11 protein-coding genes and 1 tRNA gene are annotated in these 17,458 nt (G+C 74.3%); 6 read left to right on the top strand and 6 right to left on the bottom strand.

Annotation, left to right across the window (positions count from 1 at the left end):
* The first annotated feature begins 25 nt into the window (after positions 1 to 25).
* On the top strand, positions 26 to 4,819 hold the full coding sequence (locus ACZ4WV_RS25085; protein ID WP_465750377.1) for a DNA repair ATPase: 4,794 nt from the start codon (positions 26 to 28) through the stop codon (positions 4,817 to 4,819).
* Positions 4,820 to 4,831: 12 nt separating this feature from the next.
* Here ACZ4WV_RS25085 and ACZ4WV_RS25080 read toward each other — a convergent pair whose 3' ends face one another.
* Positions 4,832 to 6,487 (bottom strand): 4Fe-4S binding protein, encoded by a 1,656-nt coding sequence (locus ACZ4WV_RS25080; protein ID WP_465750351.1) that lies wholly within the window; start codon positions 6,485 to 6,487, stop codon positions 4,832 to 4,834.
* Between the two features lie 88 nt (positions 6,488 to 6,575).
* Positions 6,576 to 7,487: an AurF N-oxygenase family protein gene (locus ACZ4WV_RS25075; protein WP_465750350.1), complete on the bottom strand. Its 912-nt coding sequence runs from the start codon at positions 7,485 to 7,487 to the stop codon at positions 6,576 to 6,578.
* A 205-nt stretch (positions 7,488 to 7,692) separates the two neighbouring features.
* Between ACZ4WV_RS25075 and rfbB the strand changes: the two genes are divergently transcribed.
* The gene (gene rfbB / locus ACZ4WV_RS25070) at positions 7,693 to 8,730 is read left to right on the top strand and encodes a dTDP-glucose 4,6-dehydratase (protein ID WP_465750348.1); all 1,038 of its coding nucleotides are present in this window, start codon (positions 7,693 to 7,695) and stop codon (positions 8,728 to 8,730) included.
* Here the strand turns inward: rfbB and ACZ4WV_RS25065 are convergent.
* Complete coding sequence (locus tag ACZ4WV_RS25065) at positions 8,718 to 9,347, bottom strand: NADPH-dependent FMN reductase (protein WP_465750346.1); 630 nt, start codon at positions 9,345 to 9,347, stop codon at positions 8,718 to 8,720. The two genes, rfbB and ACZ4WV_RS25065, sit on opposite strands and share 13 nt — an antisense overlap.
* A 307-nt stretch (positions 9,348 to 9,654) precedes the next feature.
* Here ACZ4WV_RS25065 and ACZ4WV_RS25060 point away from each other — a divergent pair, with 307 nt between their 5' ends.
* Both ACZ4WV_RS25060 and ACZ4WV_RS25055 read left to right on the top strand, forming a co-directional pair.
* On the top strand, positions 9,655 to 11,196 hold the full coding sequence (locus tag ACZ4WV_RS25060) for an ATP-binding protein (protein ID WP_465750344.1): 1,542 nt from the start codon (positions 9,655 to 9,657) through the stop codon (positions 11,194 to 11,196).
* The gene (locus tag ACZ4WV_RS25055) at positions 11,193 to 11,675 is read left to right on the top strand and encodes a GerMN domain-containing protein (RefSeq protein WP_465750342.1); all 483 of its coding nucleotides are present in this window, start codon (positions 11,193 to 11,195) and stop codon (positions 11,673 to 11,675) included. Before ACZ4WV_RS25060 ends, ACZ4WV_RS25055 begins: the two co-directional genes overlap by 4 nt.
* A 94-nt stretch (positions 11,676 to 11,769) precedes the next feature.
* Here ACZ4WV_RS25055 and ACZ4WV_RS25050 read toward each other — a convergent pair.
* A tRNA-Leu gene (locus ACZ4WV_RS25050) sits at positions 11,770 to 11,853 on the bottom strand.
* Between the two features lie 329 nt (positions 11,854 to 12,182).
* Here ACZ4WV_RS25050 and ACZ4WV_RS25045 point away from each other — a divergent pair.
* On the top strand, positions 12,183 to 15,209 hold the full coding sequence (locus ACZ4WV_RS25045; RefSeq protein WP_465750340.1) for a LodA/GoxA family CTQ-dependent oxidase: 3,027 nt from the start codon (positions 12,183 to 12,185) through the stop codon (positions 15,207 to 15,209).
* Positions 15,206 to 16,360: a tryptophan 7-halogenase gene (locus ACZ4WV_RS25040; RefSeq protein ID WP_465750338.1), complete on the top strand. Its 1,155-nt coding sequence runs from the start codon at positions 15,206 to 15,208 to the stop codon at positions 16,358 to 16,360. The genes ACZ4WV_RS25045 and ACZ4WV_RS25040 overlap by 4 nt, the downstream gene beginning before the upstream one ends.
* Here the strand turns inward: ACZ4WV_RS25040 and ACZ4WV_RS25035 are convergent.
* Both ACZ4WV_RS25035 and ACZ4WV_RS25030 read right to left on the bottom strand, forming a co-directional pair.
* Positions 16,304 to 16,447 (bottom strand): DUF397 domain-containing protein, encoded by a 144-nt coding sequence (locus ACZ4WV_RS25035; RefSeq protein WP_465750376.1) that lies wholly within the window; start codon positions 16,445 to 16,447, stop codon positions 16,304 to 16,306. The genes ACZ4WV_RS25040 and ACZ4WV_RS25035 overlap by 57 nt on opposite strands.
* Positions 16,401 to 17,351, bottom strand: coding sequence for a helix-turn-helix domain-containing protein (locus tag ACZ4WV_RS25030; protein ID WP_465750336.1), 951 nt, complete (start codon positions 17,349 to 17,351; stop codon positions 16,401 to 16,403). Before ACZ4WV_RS25030 ends, ACZ4WV_RS25035 begins: the two co-directional genes overlap by 47 nt.
* Between the last annotated feature and the right edge of the window lie 107 nt (positions 17,352 to 17,458).

Here is a 17,458-nt window from a genome sequence, read left to right as displayed (position 1 = left end):
ACCCAGCACCCGAGCACCAGAGGAACTGACCGTGGACGCCCTCGACGCCCGGCTCGACGCCGGCACCTACGAGGTCCTGCGCGACCGGCTCGCCCGGGCCGCCGCCGAACTCGCCGACCGCGCGGAGGCGTTGAACGCCCGCCGGGTCGCCGAGTTCGGCGGCGGGGAGCTGCGGCTCACCGGCACCGGGCGGCTGACCACCGAGCGGCCCTGCCTGCCGCAGGACCTCACCGCCGCCGGCGGGCTGCTGCTGCTCGGCACCCGGCCCGACCCGTTCGCCGCCGGGGCCGGGGACGAGGGGATCCTCAGCCTCCACGACCCCGCCGGCCTCTCCCCCGCCCCCGCCGACGGCACCCTGCTGGACGACCCCCGGCTGCGCCAGGACCTCGCCGACCTGCGGCGCTACTTCCGCGACGCCCGGCTGGAGCGGCTGCGCCCGGTCGGCGGCCGGCTGCTCGCCGTCTTCCGCACCGGCCCGGCGCCCGCCGACGTCCGGGTGCTGCGCTGGCTGCTCGACGACGAACGGGCCGTCTACCAGGGCGGGCGCGGCGAGCGCGACCACACCCCCGCCGACGGCCGACAGCTGGACTGGACGGCGCTGACCCGCGAGGACCACCTGCCCGCCGCGCCCGGCACCCCGCCGCGCGCCGACCTCGCCGGGCAGCTCCACCTCGGCGTGGACGGCGGCCGGCTGACCCTGCTGACCACCGACGGCCGGGAACTGCACCGCGAGCCGCTGGCCGACGCATTGCAGACCCTCGCCGACGCGCAGATCGCCCACGCCCGGCTCGGCACCCTGCTGCTGGTGCGGGTGCGCCCGTACCAGGAGGAGACCGTCCGGCACCTGGTGGTGCACCTGCCCACCGGGAAGGTCACCCGGATCGACGCGCTCGGCCGGGCCTGCCTGCGGCTGCCCGCCGACCAGGGCGTGGCCTTCCCCGGCGGCTGCCACCTCGTGGACGGCACCGTGCGCACCTTCGACCAGCCGGTGGACGGCCTGGCGTACGAGCGCACCGTCGTGTCGCCCAACGGCGAGGACGTGCTGTACGAGTTCCGCTCCCCCGCCGACGGCCGCGCGCTGCTGCAGCCGTACAACAGCGTCCGCCAGGAGGCCGCCGCCCCGCTCGCCTGCCAGGGCTACGCCCTGCTCGCCGACGGCACCCTGATCGCCCTGCGCCCGGCCGAGGACGGCCCGACCCGGCTGCATCCCGTCCAGCTCTGGCGCAGCCCGTTCACCAGCGAGCGCCACGCCGCCGAACAGCCGCCCGGCACCGGCCCGTTGGCCCGGATCGGCAACGCCGACCTGGTCCGCGGCCTGGCCGACTGCCTGGCCCTGGCCCGGCTCGCCGCCGCCGGCGCCGACAGCCCGGCCGGCCACCAGGCGGTGCTGGCCGCCTGCGCCCGCACCGCCGACCGGCACCACTGGCTCGGCCAGAGCGGCCTGGGCGACCTCGCCGGGCCGCTCGCCGAGATCCGCGACACCGCGCGGCAGGTGATCGCCGAGTACGAGGCGATCGCCCAGCTCACCGCGCACGCCGCCGCGCGGACCGAGGAGACCGCCGAGCACGTGGAGGGCCTGCTGCGCACCGCGCGCGGCGAGACCCTCGCCGACGCCGCCGAGTGGGTCGACCGGCTGGCCGGGCTGCGCCGCGCCCAGGGCCGGGTCGAGGCGCTGCGCGAGCTGCCACGGGCCGACCGGGCGCGGATCGACGCCATCGCCGAGCACCTCGCCCAGGGCCTGGCCGAAGCCGCCGATCGCGCCGTCGGACACCTCGCCGAGCCGTCCGCCTTCGAGCCGCACCGGCGGCGGGCGGGCGACCTGGCCGAGCACTGCGCGGCCATCGCCACCGCCGCCGAGGCGGAACCGCTGCTCGCCCGGCTCGACGAGCAGGGCGAGGCCCTGCAGACCGTCTCGGAGCTGGTCGGTACCCTCGACCTGGCCGACGCCACCACCCGCACCGCGATCCTGGACCGGCTCGCCGACGTGCTCGGGCTGCTCAACCGGGCCCGCAGCACCCTGACCGTCCGCCGCCGGGAGCTGCGCACCCGCGAGGCCGCCGCCGAGTTCGCGGCCGAGACCGCGCTGCTCGCCCAGGCCACCACCGCCGCGCTCGCCGGCGCCGACACCCCCGAAGCCTGCGACGACCGGCTCGGCCGGCTGCTGCTGCGCATCGAGCAGCTGGAAACCCGCTTCGCCGACGCCGACCCGGCCCTCGGCGAGCAGCTCGCCGACCGTCGCACCGAGATCCACGACGCGCTCACCGCCCGCCGCCAGCACCTGCTGGAGGAGCGGGCCCGCCGGGCCGACCGGCTCGCCGTCTCCGCCGAGCGCGTCCTCGACACCCTGCACCGGCGCCTCGCCGCCCTCGACACCGCCGAGGAGATCGACGCCGCCCTGGCCGCCGACCCGAGCGCCGTCAAACTGCGCGGGCTGGCCGGGCAGTTGACCGAGCTCGGCGACCGCGTCCGGGCCGAGGAGCTGACCGGCCGGCTGCGTGCCGCCCGCGGCCGCGCCCACCAGGCACTGCGCGACCGCGCCGAACTCGCCGGGGACGGCCCCGGCACCCTACGGCTGGGCCGCCACCTGTTCGCGGTCACCACCCAACGGCCCGAACTCACGCTGCTGCCCTGGCGCGGCCGCCCCGCCTTCACCCTCACCGGCACCGACTACCGCTCGCCCGTCACCGACCCGGCCTTCGCCGCCACCGAGCGCTACTGGGCCCGGCCGCTGCCCTCGGAGACCCCGGCGCTCTACCGCGCCGAGTACCTGGCCGCGAGCCTGCTGCTGGCCGCCGAACCGGGCACCCTCGCGCCCGACGCCGACCTGCTGGAGCACGTCCGACGGGCCGCCGAACAGCGCCCCGACGAGGGCTACCAGCGCGGAGTGCACGACCACGACGCGGCGCTGGTGCTCCGCGCCCTGCTCGAACTCAGCGCCGACGCGGGCCTGTTGCGCTACCCGGCGGGCGCCCGGGCGGCGGCCCAGCTGTACTGGGCGCACGGCACGGACGAGCGGGAGCGGCTGGTCTGGCACACCCGGGCCCGCTCGCTCGACCTCGCCCGGCAGGCCCACGGGGTGGCCCCTTCGTCGGCCGGCCTGTCCGCCCGAGCCGCCTCCTCTGTCCCCTCCGTCTCCTCCGCCTCGTCCGCTGCGTCCGCTGCGTCCGCTGCGTCCGCGTTGGCCTCCCTGGCCGCCGAACTCGACGCCGAGGTGGCGCGGTTCCTCCCCGACGCGGAGCCCGCCGGCGCCTACCTGGTGGCCGAACTCGCCGCCCCCGAACCGGCCTTCGCCTACTCGGCGGGAGCGGCCGCGCTGCTCGACAAGTTCCGTGCCGCGCCCGAGTCGGCCGGGCTCACCGAGGCGCTGGCCGCGCTGCCCGAGGACCCGGCCCTGCTGCCCGCGCGTCGCCAACTCGCCGCCGCCTGGCTGGAGTCCTGCGCCGCCGAAGCCGACCCGGGCGACCGCACCGAGGCCGCGGCCGTGCTGCTCTGCCCGACGCTGCCGCGCCGCCCCGCCGAGGGCGCGGTCACCGCCCGGCTGACCGGTCTGCTCGGCGACCACCCGCGGCTGGCCGGCGGCTCGCTCGACCTGCGACTGGACGGACTGCTCTCCCGTGTAGCCGAGTTCGAGGCCGTGGAGGTGCCCGGCTACCGCGCCTACCAGCGGCTGCGCGGCGAGCTGCTGGCCGCCGAGCACGCCCGGCTGCGGCTCGACCAGTACCGGCCCGCGCCGCTCAACGGCTTCGTCCGCAACCGGCTGATCGACCAGGTCTACCTGCCGCTGATCGGGGACAACCTCGCCAAGCAGCTCGGCACGGTGGACGCCTCCGGGCCGGTGGACCGCAGCGGCCTGCTGCTCCTGGTGTCCCCGCCGGGCTACGGCAAGACCACCCTGGTCGAGTACCTCGCCGAGCGGCTCGGCCTGCTGCTGGTCACCGTCAGCGGCCCGGCCCTCGGCCACCGCGTCACCTCACTGGACCCTGCCGAGGCCCCCGACGCCACCGCCCGGCGCGAGCTGGAGAAGCTCAACTTCGCCCTGCACGCGGGCGACAACGTCCTGCTCTACCTGGACGACGTGCAGCACACCTCGCCCGAGTTCCTCCAGCGCTTCATCCCGCTGTGCGACGCCCAGCGCCGGATCGACGGCGTCCGGGACGGCGAGGCCCGCGAGTGGGACCTGCGCGGCAAGCGCTTCGCCGTGGTGATGGCCGCCAACCCGTACACCGAGTCCGGCCGGCTGTTCCGGCTGCCCGACATGCTCGCCAACCGCGCCGACGTGTGGAACCTCGGCGACGCCGTCGCCGGGCGCGAGGACCTCTTCGCGCTCAGCTTCGTCGAGAACGCCCTGCCCGCCAGCCCCCACCTGGCTTTGCTGGCCACCGCCGAACGCACCGACCTGGACACCCTGCTCGCCCGCGCCTCGGGCAGTCCGGGCGGGCGGCTCACGGGCGCCTGGCCGACCGCCGAGGTCGAGCGGATGACCGCCGTCCTGGCCGGACTGCTCCACCTGCGCGGCACCGTCCTGGCCGTCAACCGCGCCTACCTGGCCTCCGCCGCCCAGGACGACCGCACCCGCACCGAGCCGCCCTTCCTGCTCCAGGGCTCCTACCGCAACATGGCCAAACTCGCCCAGCGCCTCGACCCGGCACTCACCCGCCCCGAGCTCGACGCCCTGCTCACCGACCACTACCGCGCCGAGGCCCAACCCCTCGGCGCCGACGCCGAGGCCCAGCTCCTCAAGCTCGCCGAACTGCGCGGCACCCTGACACCGGACCAGGCCCGGCGCTGGGAGGAGCTGAAGCACGCCTGGCGGGGCTGACGGGCTCGCGGCTCACCGCCGCCGCCCCGCCGCCAGCAGCTCCGCCACCGTGGCCAGCTTCACCCGCGGCCGCCCCTGCGCCTCGCCCCGCGCCCGCTCCGCCCGGTCCACCGCCCGCAGCTCCCGCAGCCCGACCGCGTCCGGCCGGCGCCGTCGCACCAGCCGCTCGAAGTCCTGGCGCCCCGCCGCCGGTGCGGGCAGCGCCCCGGCCACCGCGTCGTCCAGCAGCGCGTCCACCGTCTCCCGCGCGCAGGACCGGTTGGCGCCGATCCCGCCGGACGGCCCGCGCTTGGCCCACCCCACCACGTACGCACCGGTCAACGCCCGCCCGGTGGCCGGGTCGACGACCCGCCCGCCGCGCTGGGCGACCGTCCCGGTCCGTTCGTCGAAGGGCAGTCCGGGCACCGGCACGCCCCGGTGCCCGATCGAGCGCACCACCAGTGCGGCCCGCAGGGTGTCGCGCTCCCCGGTGGCCTCGGCCCGCCCCTGCGCCGTCATCCTGGTCCGCTCGACGGTCACCGACTCGACCCGCCCGTCCCCGTTCAGGGCGACCGGCGCGGACAGGAAGCGCAGCACGATCCGCCGCCCCGGCGCCGGCTCCGCGCCCCCCTCGTACGGCACCAGCGGTAGCCCGGCCAGCAGCGCGGCCCGCGAGTCCGGCGCGGCCGCCTCGATCGCCGCCCGCACCTGCGGGTGGTTCTCGACCACCACCTCGACGCCCGGCAGCCGGCGCAGCGCCCGGAACTCCGGCCCGGTCCAGGCCGCCTGTTCGGGCCCGCGCCGGGCCAGCAGCACGACCTCCCGGACCCGGCTGCGACGCAGCGCGGCCAGGGCGTGATCGGCGATGTCGGTGGCGGCGAGCCGGTCCGGGTCTGTGAGCAGGATCCGGGCGATGTCCACCGCGACGTTGCCGTTTCCGACGACGACCACGCGCTCGGCGGACAGCTCCACCGCGTCCCCGGGCACCGTCGGGTCGGCGTTGTACCAGCCGACGAAGGCGGTCGCGGGCAGGCTGCCCGGCAGGTCCTCGCCGGGTATGCCGAGCCGCCGGTCGGCGGCGGCCCCGACCGCGTACACCACCGCGTGGTGGTGGGCGGCGAGTTCCTCGTGGCTGACGTCGGTGCCGACCTCCAGGTTGAGGTGCATCCGCAGCCGGGGGTCGTGGAAGACGCTCGCGAAGCTCTCCGCGATCCGCTTGGTGGACTGGTGGTCGGGGGCGACGCCGTGCCGCAGCAGGCCGCCGGTGACGGGCAGCCGGTCGATCATGGTGAGTTCGGCGCTGGTGCAGCGCAGCAGTTCCTGTGCGGTGTACCCGGCGGAGGGACCGGTGCCGACCACGGCGATCCGCAGCGTGCCGAGCTCGCCGGGCAGGCTGCGGGGGAAACTGGGCGCGCCCCAGGCGTGGTCGGTGGGGTGGTCGCGGAACCAGTCCCGGTTGAGGTCGCCGAACACGGTGTCCGGCCCGCGCAGCCGGTCGACGGGGAACACCGCGTCCACCGGGCAGGCGTCCGCGCAGGCACCGCAGTCGATGCACGCCTGCGGGTCGATGTACAGCATGTCGGTGGTGCCGAACTCCGGCTCGTCCGGGGTCGGATGGATGCAGTTGACCGGGCAGACGGACACGCACGAGGCGTCGTTGCAGCAGGTCTGGGTGATCGCGTAGGCCATGGCCGGAGTGGGGTCCTCGCTGTGTCCGAACGGTCCGATTCGACGTCAGGGAATGCGCACCGCCCTGAGGGGGTGCGCGTCCCCTGCCTCAGAGCATGTGCACGCGGCGGTAGACGGCCGCCGAGCGGCTGGTGAGCAGGCCCGTCTCGGCGAGGAAGGCCATCAGGTGCCGGGAGCTGGTGCGCATCATCGCCTTGCGGTGCTCGTTGCCCTTCACCTCGGCGAGCGCCCGCGCGACGTCCAGGCCGGCGGCCTTGTACACCCCCGGGTGGACCATGCTGGTGACGATGACGTACGCGCCGACGGCGATGCCGGTGGCCGAGGTGCGGCGGCGGGCCGGGCTCGCGTGGCGCATCCGCTCGCGTATCTCCTGCCGGGCGAACTTCATGTGCCGCGACTCCTCGACCACGTGGATCCGGGAGGTGCCGCGGACGATCTCCAGGACGTTCTCGCCGCGCATCCAGTCGCGCTGCATGACGTCGAGCACCTCCTCGGCCACCAGGATGCCGCCGTAGGCGAGTTCGCCCTTGGCGAGCGCCTTGAACGCCCGGCCGGCCTGGGCGATCACCTTGTTCGGCCGGTAGGCGGGGATGCCCATCTTCCGGCAGGCGCGGGCGAACATGATCGAGTGGCGGCACTCGTCGGCGATCTCGGTGAGTGCGAACTGGAACTCGGCGTTGGCGGGGTCCTTGAGGTACTGGTCGCGCAGCACCATCTGCTGGAGGATCATCTCGAACCAGATGCCGGTGTTCATGATCGAGCAGACCTCGTGCCGGGTGAGCGTGACCCGCTGCCGCTCGGTCATCTCGTCCCACAGCCGGGTGCCGTAGAGCGTGCTCCACTCCGGGTTGAGGCCGTAGTGCTCCTCCGGGAGGGGCGCGTTCCAGTCGATCTCGGTCGAGGGGTCGAAGGAGAGGGTGGCGGCCGACTCCAGCAGCCGCTTCGAGACGTCGTCGTCGGCCGCGGTGTGGCCGTGCTCGGTCTGCCAGGTGAGAGCCATGGCTGCCTCCAGGTGCCTGCCGCTGCGGGTTCCCGCTCACCCGCTTATTAGACGGACAGTACAATAAGAGCCCGCCGCCGAGAACCCCCCGTGCATGGGCAGCCGCTAACCTCGGCCCAGGCCCAGGCCGAGGCCGAGCCCCAAGAGTCACAGGAGGCCCCATGGCACAGCTCACCACCGCCCGCACCGAACCGTGGCCGGCCGCATGAGGCTGCTCGTCAGCGGTGGCGCCGGGTTCATCGGCTCGCACTTCGTCCGCACCCTGCTCGGCGGCGGCTACCCGGGGCACGAGACGTCCCGGGTCACCGTCCTCGACAAGCTCACCTACGCCGGAAACCGTGACAACCTGCCCGCGGCCCACCCCCGGCTGGAGTTCGTCCGCGGTGACGTCTGTGACGCCGGGCTGCTGGCCGACCTGCTGCCCGGGCACGACGCGGTGGTGCACTTCGCCGCGGAGTCGCACGTGGACCGCTCGGTGCGCTCCGCGGCCGAGTTCGTCCGTACCAACGTGCTGGGCACCCAGACGCTGCTGGACGCCTGCCTCTCGGCGGGTGTTCCGCGCTTCGTCCACATCTCGACCGACGAGGTCTACGGTTCGATCGCCGAGGGGGCCTGGACCGAGGAGTGGCCGCTGCTGCCCAACTCCCCGTACGCCGCCTCCAAGGCCTCCTCCGACCTGATCGTCCGCTCCTACCACCGCACCCACGGCCTGGACGTGTCGATCACCCGCTGCTCCAACAACTACGGCCCCTGCCAGCACCCGGAGAAGCTGATCCCGCTGTTCGTCACCAACCTGCTGGAGGGCCGGAGCGTCCCGCTGTACGGCGACGGCCGCAACGTCCGCGAGTGGCTGCACGTCGACGACCACTGCCGGGCGATCGCCCTGGTGCTCGACCGGGGCCGCCCGGGCGAGGTCTACAACGTCGGCGGCGGCGACGAGCGGACCAACCTGGCCGTCACCGAGCGGCTGCTCGACCTGTGCGGCGCCGACCGGTCGAGCGTGCGGCGGGTGGCCGACCGCAAGGGCCACGACCTGCGCTACGCGCTGGACGGGACGAAGATCCGCGAGGAGCTGGGCTACGCCCCGCGGATCCCGTTCGAGCAGGGCCTCGCCGACACCGTCGCCTGGTACCGCGACAACCCCGCCTGGTGGAAGTCCGCCAAGTCCGCCCGACCCACCGGGGAGGGCGGACCCGGCGAACGGCCACGCGCGCCCGGCGGCGTCAGCACTCAGCCGTCGTAGGGGCGGGCGGCGCGGCCCTCGCGCAGGGTCAGGCCCCACCAGGCGAGTTGGTCGAGCAGGACGGTGGCGGCCTTGCCGACGCCGTCGGGGTCGGAGGGGCGGCCCTGCTCGTCGAACTTCTCCCAGGCCATGTGGAAGCTGACGGTGTCCCGGAGGGTGACGGCGTGCAGTTCGGCGAAGACCTGGCGCAGTTGCTCGACGGCCCGGTGGCCGCCGGCCATGCCGCCGTAGGAGACGAAGCCGACCGGCTTGGCCCGCCACTCGCTGTAGACGTAGTCGATGGCGAGCTTCAGGGAGGCCGGGTAGCCGTGGTTGTACTCGGGGGTGATGACGACGAAGCCGTCGAGGCCGGCGATCCGCTGGGCGAGGGTCAGGGCGCCCGGCAGCGGCTCGTGCGCCTCCAGGGTGAGTTTCAACTCCTCGACCAGGGCGGGCTCGGACAGGTCGATGACGTGGACCTCCATGTCGTCGCGCCCTCCGATCTCGGAGAGGAACCACTGGGCGATCCGGTCGGCGAAGCGGCCGGTGCGGACGCTGCCGATGATGACGCCGATCTTCAGCGGGGCGGCGGCGGTACCGGTGGCAGTGGCGGTGGTGGCAGTGGCGGTGGTGGTCATGGTGAGTGGTACTCCGTCAGGTGTCGGTCGGCTGGATGTACGGAAGTGGGCGGTGGCTCAGCCGGCGATCAGGGTGATCTTTCCGCGGCCGTGAGCGCGGCCCGCTCGGCGGGGCAGCAGAGCGACGATAAAATCTCAAGCCGACTTGAGGTCAACCCGCCGGATCGGAGCCGCCGCCCAGGGCCACCCCCCGCGGCCCACCCGGTGCGCGTTTGCGCAGGTCAGTACCACATACTGCTGCCATGGCACGGGCACAGCTGATCGATGAGGACTCCGAACGCGGTTTCGGCTACCGTTTCGGACCGCTGTGACGATCCACCCCGCTGCCCCGAGCGAGCGCCCCAGACCCCACCCGGACCCGCACCCGCCCCGCCTGGTCCGGCTGCGCCGTGCCGTCGCCGGACTGCGGCCGCGGCTGGTGGTGGCGTTCGTCGCCGTCGCCGCGCTGAGCGCGCTGGCCACCGCCGTGCTCACCTACCGGGCCGCGACCACCTCCACGCTCGACCTGACCAAGGACACCACCCTCGACGAGCTGCGCCGCCGCATCGACGTCCTGGCGCCGGCCCTGCCCTTTCCGCCGACCAAGAGCGAACTCGACCGCCTGGCAGGCCAGCTGTCCGGCACCGGCGGGTTCCGTGACTGGCGGGTACTGGCCTCCTACAACACCGGCACCGGCACCGGCGCCGGCCCCGAGCACTCCCAGTGGACCCAGCCGGTGGAGGTCCCGCCCGCCCTGGAGGCGACCGTCGGCCGCGGCCACGCCGCCTTCCAGCGCTTCACCTCGCCGGACGGCCACCCCTGGCTCGCCGTCGGCGTCCCCGTCACCTACGCCGCCGCCGGCCCCTCCGGCCCGGCCGGCGCGCCCTCCGGGCTGACCGTGTACGCCGCCCTGCCGCTCGACCGCGAACAGAGCGCCGCCGACGCGCTGCTCGCCGGCGCCGCCGGGGCCGGGGTGCTCGTCGCCGTCCTGGCCGCCGGGCTGGGTCTGCTGGCCGCCCGCCAGGTGCTGCGGCCGGTGCGGGCCCTGGGCGACGCCGCCCACGCCCTCGCCCAGGGCCGGCTGGACACCCGGCTGACCGTCACCGGGCACGACGAACTCGCCCAGCTGTCCAAGACCTTCAACCACACCGCGCGCACCCTCCACGGCACCATCGAGGAGCTGCGCGCGATCGAGTCCCAGGGCCGCCGCTTCGCCGCGGACGTCTCCCACGAGCTGCGCACCCCGCTGGCCGCGATGCTCGCCGTCACCGACATCCTCGACGAGGACGCCGAGCACCTCCCCGCCGACACCGCCACCGCCCTGCGCATGATCAGCAACGAGACCACCCGCCTCAGCCGGCTCGTCAACGACCTGATCGAGATCTCCCGCCTGGACGCCGGCGCCGCCCCGCTGCGCGCCGAGCCGATCGACGCCGCCACCGCCGTCCGCGAGACCCTCGACCTGCGGGGCTGGAACGAGCTCGTCGAGCTGGACCTGCCCGCCGCCCTGCCCGTCCTGCTGGACCCGCGCCGCTTCGACGTCATCGTCGCCAATCTGGCCGGCAACGCCCTGCGGCACGGCCGGCCGCCCGTCCGGGTCGCCCTGCGGGGCTCGGAGGACGGCCTCGTGCTCACCGTCACGGACCACGGGCCGGGCATCCCGCCCGCCGAACTCCCGCACCTCTTCGACCGGTTCTACAAGGCCGACCGGGCCCGCACCCGCTCCGAGGGCAGCGGCCTCGGCCTGGCCATCGCCCAGGAGAACGCCCGGCTGCACGGCGGCCTGATCGAGGCCGCCAACGCGCCCGACGGCGGTGCGGTGTTCACCCTCGTCCTGCCGCGCGGCCTCGACCCGGAGGAGGACCGGTGACCGTCCCCAAGCGCCTTTCCGCCGTCGCCACGGCCCTGCTGCTGGCCTGCGGCTGCTCCATCTCCACCACCGGCCCGGTGCGCAGCGGGCAGCCGGCCACCGGCATCCAGCCGGGCATCCGGCTGTACTTCCTGGACCAGCACGGCATCCGCCCGGTCATCCGCTCCGGCACCCGGCGCGAGGACCTCCAGCAGACCCTGAACACCCTGGTCACCGGGCCCGACCAGGGCGAGAAGCGCTCCGGCCTGTACAGCGACCTCCCTCCGGACGGCCGCGTCCAGGCCACCGTCACCCCGGGCGCGGTGACCCTGCGCCTGTCCTGGTCCACCGCCTCGCTGTCCTCTCCCGCCGTCCAGCAGCTCGTCTGCACCGCCGAGGACGCCCCGGCCACCGGCGGCCCCGTCCCGAGGATCGCGATCGTCAGCAGTGACGCCCCCTCCGCCATCCAGCAGGAGTGCGACCTCCACCGCGCCGGCTGAGCACCCGGGCGGGCGGACCGCGCCAGGCCGGGGCAGGAGTGCGGGAACGAAAAGAAGCGGCCGGCCGACCCGAAGGTCGACCGGCCGCTCTCTGTGCGCGAGGGGGGAGTTGAACCCCCACGCCCTTTCGGGCACTGGAACCTGAATCCAGCGCGTCTGCCTATTCCGCCACCCGCGCATCTGGGTGATGGGTTAAGCATAGACCATCCCCAGGGGTGCCTCTGACCACCTCCCGGTGGCGACGAGATGCCCCCGAGGGCGACGGGCGGGACGGCGCCGCGACACCGACGACGCTGCCACCCGCGACCGCCCCCGGGCCAGCGCTGCTGACCGATTGGAGTGAGCGGCCGAGCGCCGCGCCCGGCGCCTGCTCGTTTCGGGCGTAGTTCGCCGCGCCGCCCGCCGAACCGCTGTGCACGCTTGACCGGGGTCCGGAGGCCGAGCCCGGCGTCGACCGCGGCGGTCCGCCGCCCCCGGGCCCACCACCGCACCGACGGGAGCGCACCGATGACCAGGACCCCGGAACCCCTGGACGACGCCGAGGGGCCGCCTCCCCTGCCGGGCTGCGCCGAGGACGCGGCCGGTGCCCTCAAGCGGATGTTCGTGGACCTGACCCAGGGCGTCCGGATGGCCCGCGGCCAGGACCCGGTCAAGCGGCCGGTGTTCCTCAAGCCGCACGGCGTCGCCCGCGGCACGCTCACCGTCGCCAAGGACCTGCCGTCGGAGCTGCGCGTCGGCTTCCTGGAGGCCGCCCGCACCCGGCCGGGCGGCCTGGACGCCTGGGTGCGGTTCTCCAGCGACACGGTGCCCGGCAGCCCCGACCTGAAGACCACCCTCGGCATCGGCGTGAAGCTGTTCGGCGTGCCCGGCCCCAAACTGCTGGAGGGCTACACCGAGGCCGGCACCCAGGACCTGCTGCTGCAGAACCACGACGTCTTCTTCGTCGACACCGCCCAGGACATGTGCGAGTTCACCCGGGCCGGTGTGATCGAGGGCGGTTACGACGGCTACCTCCAAGCCCACCCGGTCACCGCGCAGGTCCTCGACGCGATGGCCAAGGTCGAGCCGAGCGCGCTGACCGCCGCCTACTGGAGCGTGCTCCCGTACGCCTTCGGGCCGGAGCGCTTCGTCAAGTACAAGCTGGCGCCCGCCGGCTGCGAGCCCGCCGACCCGGGTGCGACGCCGCCCGACGAGGACCCCGGCTACCTCGCCGCCGACCTGGCCCACCGGCTCGCGGCCGGCCCGGCCGCGTTCGACCTGATGCTCCAGTTCCGCACCGATGACGAGGCCATGCCGCTGGACCGGGCGACGGTGCGCTGGGAGGAGTCCGCGAGCCCGCCCGTGACGGTAGCCCGGCTGACCCTCCGGCAGCAGGACGTCACCGCCAGAGGCCAGGCCGCGTACGGCGAGAACCTCTCCTTCAACCCCTGGCACGCCCTGGCCGAGCACCGCCCGGTCGGCAGCATCTCCGACGTGCGCCGCACGGTCTACCCGGCCTCGGCCGAGCAGCGCCGCGACGTCAACGGCGTCCCGGCGGCCGAGCCCGGCCCGGCCCGCCCGCCGCTCACCCCGCCGCCGGCCCGCGACAACCGGATCGTCCGGGCCGCCGTGCACCCGGCGATCGGCGTGGCCCGGGTCGGCGACAGCACGATGGACGACTTCGTGCTCGCCCCCGAGGTCGACGCGCCGCCGCCGCTGCCCGTCGGCAGCTACAAGGACGTCACCGGCGCCCTGAAGCGCCAGGCCGTGCGGTTCCGGGTGTACGGCTACAACGCCGCCGGCGAGCCGGTCGCCGAACTGACCGCCGACAACGCCGACCTGCGCTGGAAGGTGCACGTCGTCAACTCCAAGGCCGCCTGGTACCGGTTCCAGCTCGCCCTGGACATCCCGGAGGCGGCCCAGGCCGACCCCAGCAGCCTGCGCAACGCCACCGTCCCGGCCGAGCAGCGCCAGGACCTCCTGGTCATCGACCCCGGTCCCCGGTGGGTGCGCGGCCGCAACCGCTCCGCCCGGCCCGAGTACTCCTTCGACACCGGCACCTTCATGGGCGAGCCCGTCTACCTCGGCGAGCTGCGCACCGACGACAGCGGCCGGTTGATCTTCCTCGGTGGCCGTGGCGTCTCCGCCTCGGCCACCGGCCGGCCCGCCGACACCTTCGCCGACAACGACGGCTGGCACGACGACGTCTCGGACGGCCCCGTCACCGCCGAGGTGAGCATCGACGGGCGGCCGATCCCGGTCGAACCGGCCTGGGTGGTCACCGCCCCACCCAATTACGCCCCCGAACTCACCTCCGTGCGCACCATGTACGACCTGGTCCGGGACGCCTTCGTCACCGCAGGCCGCCTCCCCGAGCCGGAGCAGGTGTCCTTCACCAGGGACGTGCTGCCGGTGCTGCGCGGGCTGAGCGGACTGCAGTGGGTCAACAAGGGCCTGGCCGTCCGGTTCGGCTTCGACGGGCGCGAGGACCTGCTCGCCCGGCTCGACGCCCTGTCGGACCCGTCCCCGGTACGGCGGGAGCTGCGCCGCCAGACCTGGCTGGCCGTCCGGAACTACGACCGCGACGGCATGTCCCCGGTGCCCTGGCCGCCGGTCTACGGCGACGCGATGAACATCCCGCCCCAGTCCGTGCGGCAGCACGTGACGCTCTCCGCGCTCCAGTACCGGCTGCTCCAGCGGTGGGCCGACGGGGACTTCGTCGACGACTACGACCCGCACGCGACGCCCGCCGCCTCCCTGGACGACGTCCCGTTCGCCGACCGGCCCGCGACCCTCGACCGGGCGGCCCTGTCGTTCTGCCTCGCCGACGCCTTTCACCCCGGCTGCGAACTCACCTGGCCGATGCGGCACACGACGCTGTACAGCGCCCCCTTCCGGATCCGCCCCCGCGACCCGGACAAGCCCGCGCCCTCCTACGGCCCGACGCTCACCCCGGAACTCGCCCTCTCCTTCGACGGCCCGCTGTACGCCCAGGCGCCCGGCGACCTCACCCGGTGGATGGCGGTGCCCTGGCAGACCGACACCGCCAGCTGCCGGGCCGGCTACGAGTACGGCTCCGGCCTCGGCCCGTACGACCCGTACCTGCCCACCTTCTGGCCCGCCCGGGTGCCCAACCACGTGCTCGCCGAGGAGGACTACGAGGTGGTGCTGGACACCTCGCGGCCGCTCGCGGACCGGCTGGCCGCGTTCGGGAAGCGCCGGGCCTGGCTGCGCTGGCTGCCCGCGCCCTACCTGGAGAACATCAACGCGATGGTGCGGGACTTCGGCAAGCTCGGGGTGGTCGAGCGCCGCCCGGGCCCCACGGACGACCCCCGGCTCCCGGCGGAACTCCTGGTGGAGTCCGAGGTGAGCTTCCCCCGCGAGCCCGCCCCGCCGGCGGGGCGCAGCCTGGTCACCGTGCACGTGGACGCCGGCGCCGACCCCGTCCTCGGCGCGGCCGCCCTGGCGAGCGCGGTCACCCTGGCGCAGGCCCCCGACGAGGAGGTCTCGGTCGGGTTCATCGACAAGGTCAAGCGCCTGCGGCCGAGCCGGTGACCGCGCGCCCGCCGGTACTCGACGCCGTGGTGGCCGGCGGCGGGCCGGCGGGCGCCGTGGCGGCGCTCGTCCTGGCCCGCGCCGGGCACCGGGTGCGGTTGCTGGACGACGGCGGCGGGCCGGGATGGGACGGGCGGCGCGAAGGCGGCTTCAAGATCGGGGAGTTCCTGCCACCCGCCGTCCGGCCGCTGCTGACCGACCTCGGGCTGCTGGACGGGTTCCTGGCCTCGGGGCATCCGGTGTCCACGGGGACGTACGCGGCGTGGGGCTCGGGGCGACTGCACGGGCGGAGCCACCTGTTCGACCCGTACGGGCCCGGGTGGCACCTCGACCGGCTGCGGTTCGACGCCTTCCTGCGGGAGGCGGCCGTCGCGGCGGGGGCCGAACTGCGGTGTGCCCGGGTGGTGGACCGGCTCGACGGCCGGCTGGTCGTCCGCGAGCGGGGACAGGTGATGGAGCTGTCCGCCCGCTGGACGGTGGACGCCACCGGTCGGCGCTGCGTCATTGGCCGGCGGCAGGGGCAACGGCACCGGCAGGACCGGCTGGTGGCGGTGTACGCGGTGTTCCCCGGGGGCGACCCGGAGGCCAGGACGCTGGTCGAGGCGGTGGAGGCGGGGTGGTGGTACACCACCCGGGTGCCGGCGGGGCGGCTGGTGGCCTACCTGACCGACACGGACCTGGTCGATCCGGCGCTGCGCAGTCCCTTGGGGTTCTGGGCGGCACTCAGCCGCACCGAGCACGTGCGGCGCCGGATCGCCGGGCGGGGGCGGGAGTCAACTGCGGGGCTTCGCTGGGCCCCTGCCCACGGACTGCGGTTGACGCCGGCCGCCGGCCCGGGATGGGTGGCGGCCGGAGACGCTGCACTGGCCTTCGATCCACTGTCCTCGCAGGGCATCCTGATGGCTCTGCACACCGGCGCCCGGGCGGGACGGGCCGTGGCCGAATGCCTGGCCGACGGGGAGAGGACGTGGGCCGCGCTCACGAGTTACATGGGGTTTCTGGACGGGATCGCGACGGCGTATCGCAGGAACCACGAGTACGCCTACGGGCAGGAGGGGCGTTGGCCCCTCAGCCCGTTCTGGCGCCGCCGCCGGTCAGATGGACGGGAAGTCGCCGGCCTGCACGCCGGAGAGGAAGGACTCCCAGGCTGAGGCGGGGAAGAGGAGGATCGGTCCGTGCGGGTCCTTGGAGTCACGCACCGGGACGGCGTCGGGCAGGGATTCGAGGGCTACCTCGATGCAGTTGCCGCCGTTGGTGCCGCTGTAGCTGCTCTTCCGCCAGGCGGCTGCGGCGAGCTCGTTGCTCATCATCTCTGAACCCCTCCAGTGCTTCGGCGATCAGCCGAAGCGAGTCGCTCTCTGACAGGCATTCGCCACGGAGCCGATCATATCGACGCTGGTGCCTGACCACGGCAGTGGAATCATCGCTCAAGTGGCCTCGGTCGAGGCTCTCCGAGTACACCAACCGCTGCCCATCCGGCAGCTCCAGCAACACCATAGCCGTGTCGATGACGGTCCGCCGAGTCGAAAACGGCGCCACATGAATGACAATGTTCCGGAGTTGGGCCACCCGCAGGAGGTGCTCCATCTGGCATCGCATCACGCTCGGTCCACCCACGACCGTCCTGATCGCACTCTCGTCGAGGATGACGAGCAACAACGGCCCGTCGGGCACGAGAAAGCGGCTCTGCCGACTGATTCGGGCTCTGGTCAGTTCCTCGATCTCCTTCGAGTCGCCCGCAGCATCGCCAGCCGCAAACACTGCACGCGCGTATTGCGGGCACTGCAACAAGCCGTACATCACACTGTCTTGGTACGCCCGCAGCCCAATGGCGATCGCCTCCTGGTCCACGTACTCCTGGAACCAGTCCGGGTGCTCGATCGACGCGTTCCAGTCGACCCGCCCGTACAGCCGTTTCAGCAGGTCGCCGGTTTTGAACAGCCGGTCAAGCTCCTCGACTTCGTCGACCGACGGCTTCCGCCGACCGCTCTCGGTGCGCGAGATCACCGTCCGGTCGCAGTGGAAGAGCTTGCCCACCTCCTCCTGCGTGAAGCCCGCTGCGTCGCGCGCGTACCGGATCTCCTCCCCGAACATGATCGCGGAGCTCGCCGTGGTCCCCCGCTTGCTCTTCCTGTGTGCCATCGCTGCCCCCAGTTGTGCGCCAAGCGTCCCGCACGCTGATTTGGCGTCACGGTACCTCCGCAGCCTCGATGATTGACACCAGAACGCAATCATCTGCATGCATAGCG

The organism is Kitasatospora sp. NPDC029312 (assembly GCF_055569215.1).
This window is presented reverse-complemented; position numbering and strand designations above follow the sequence as displayed.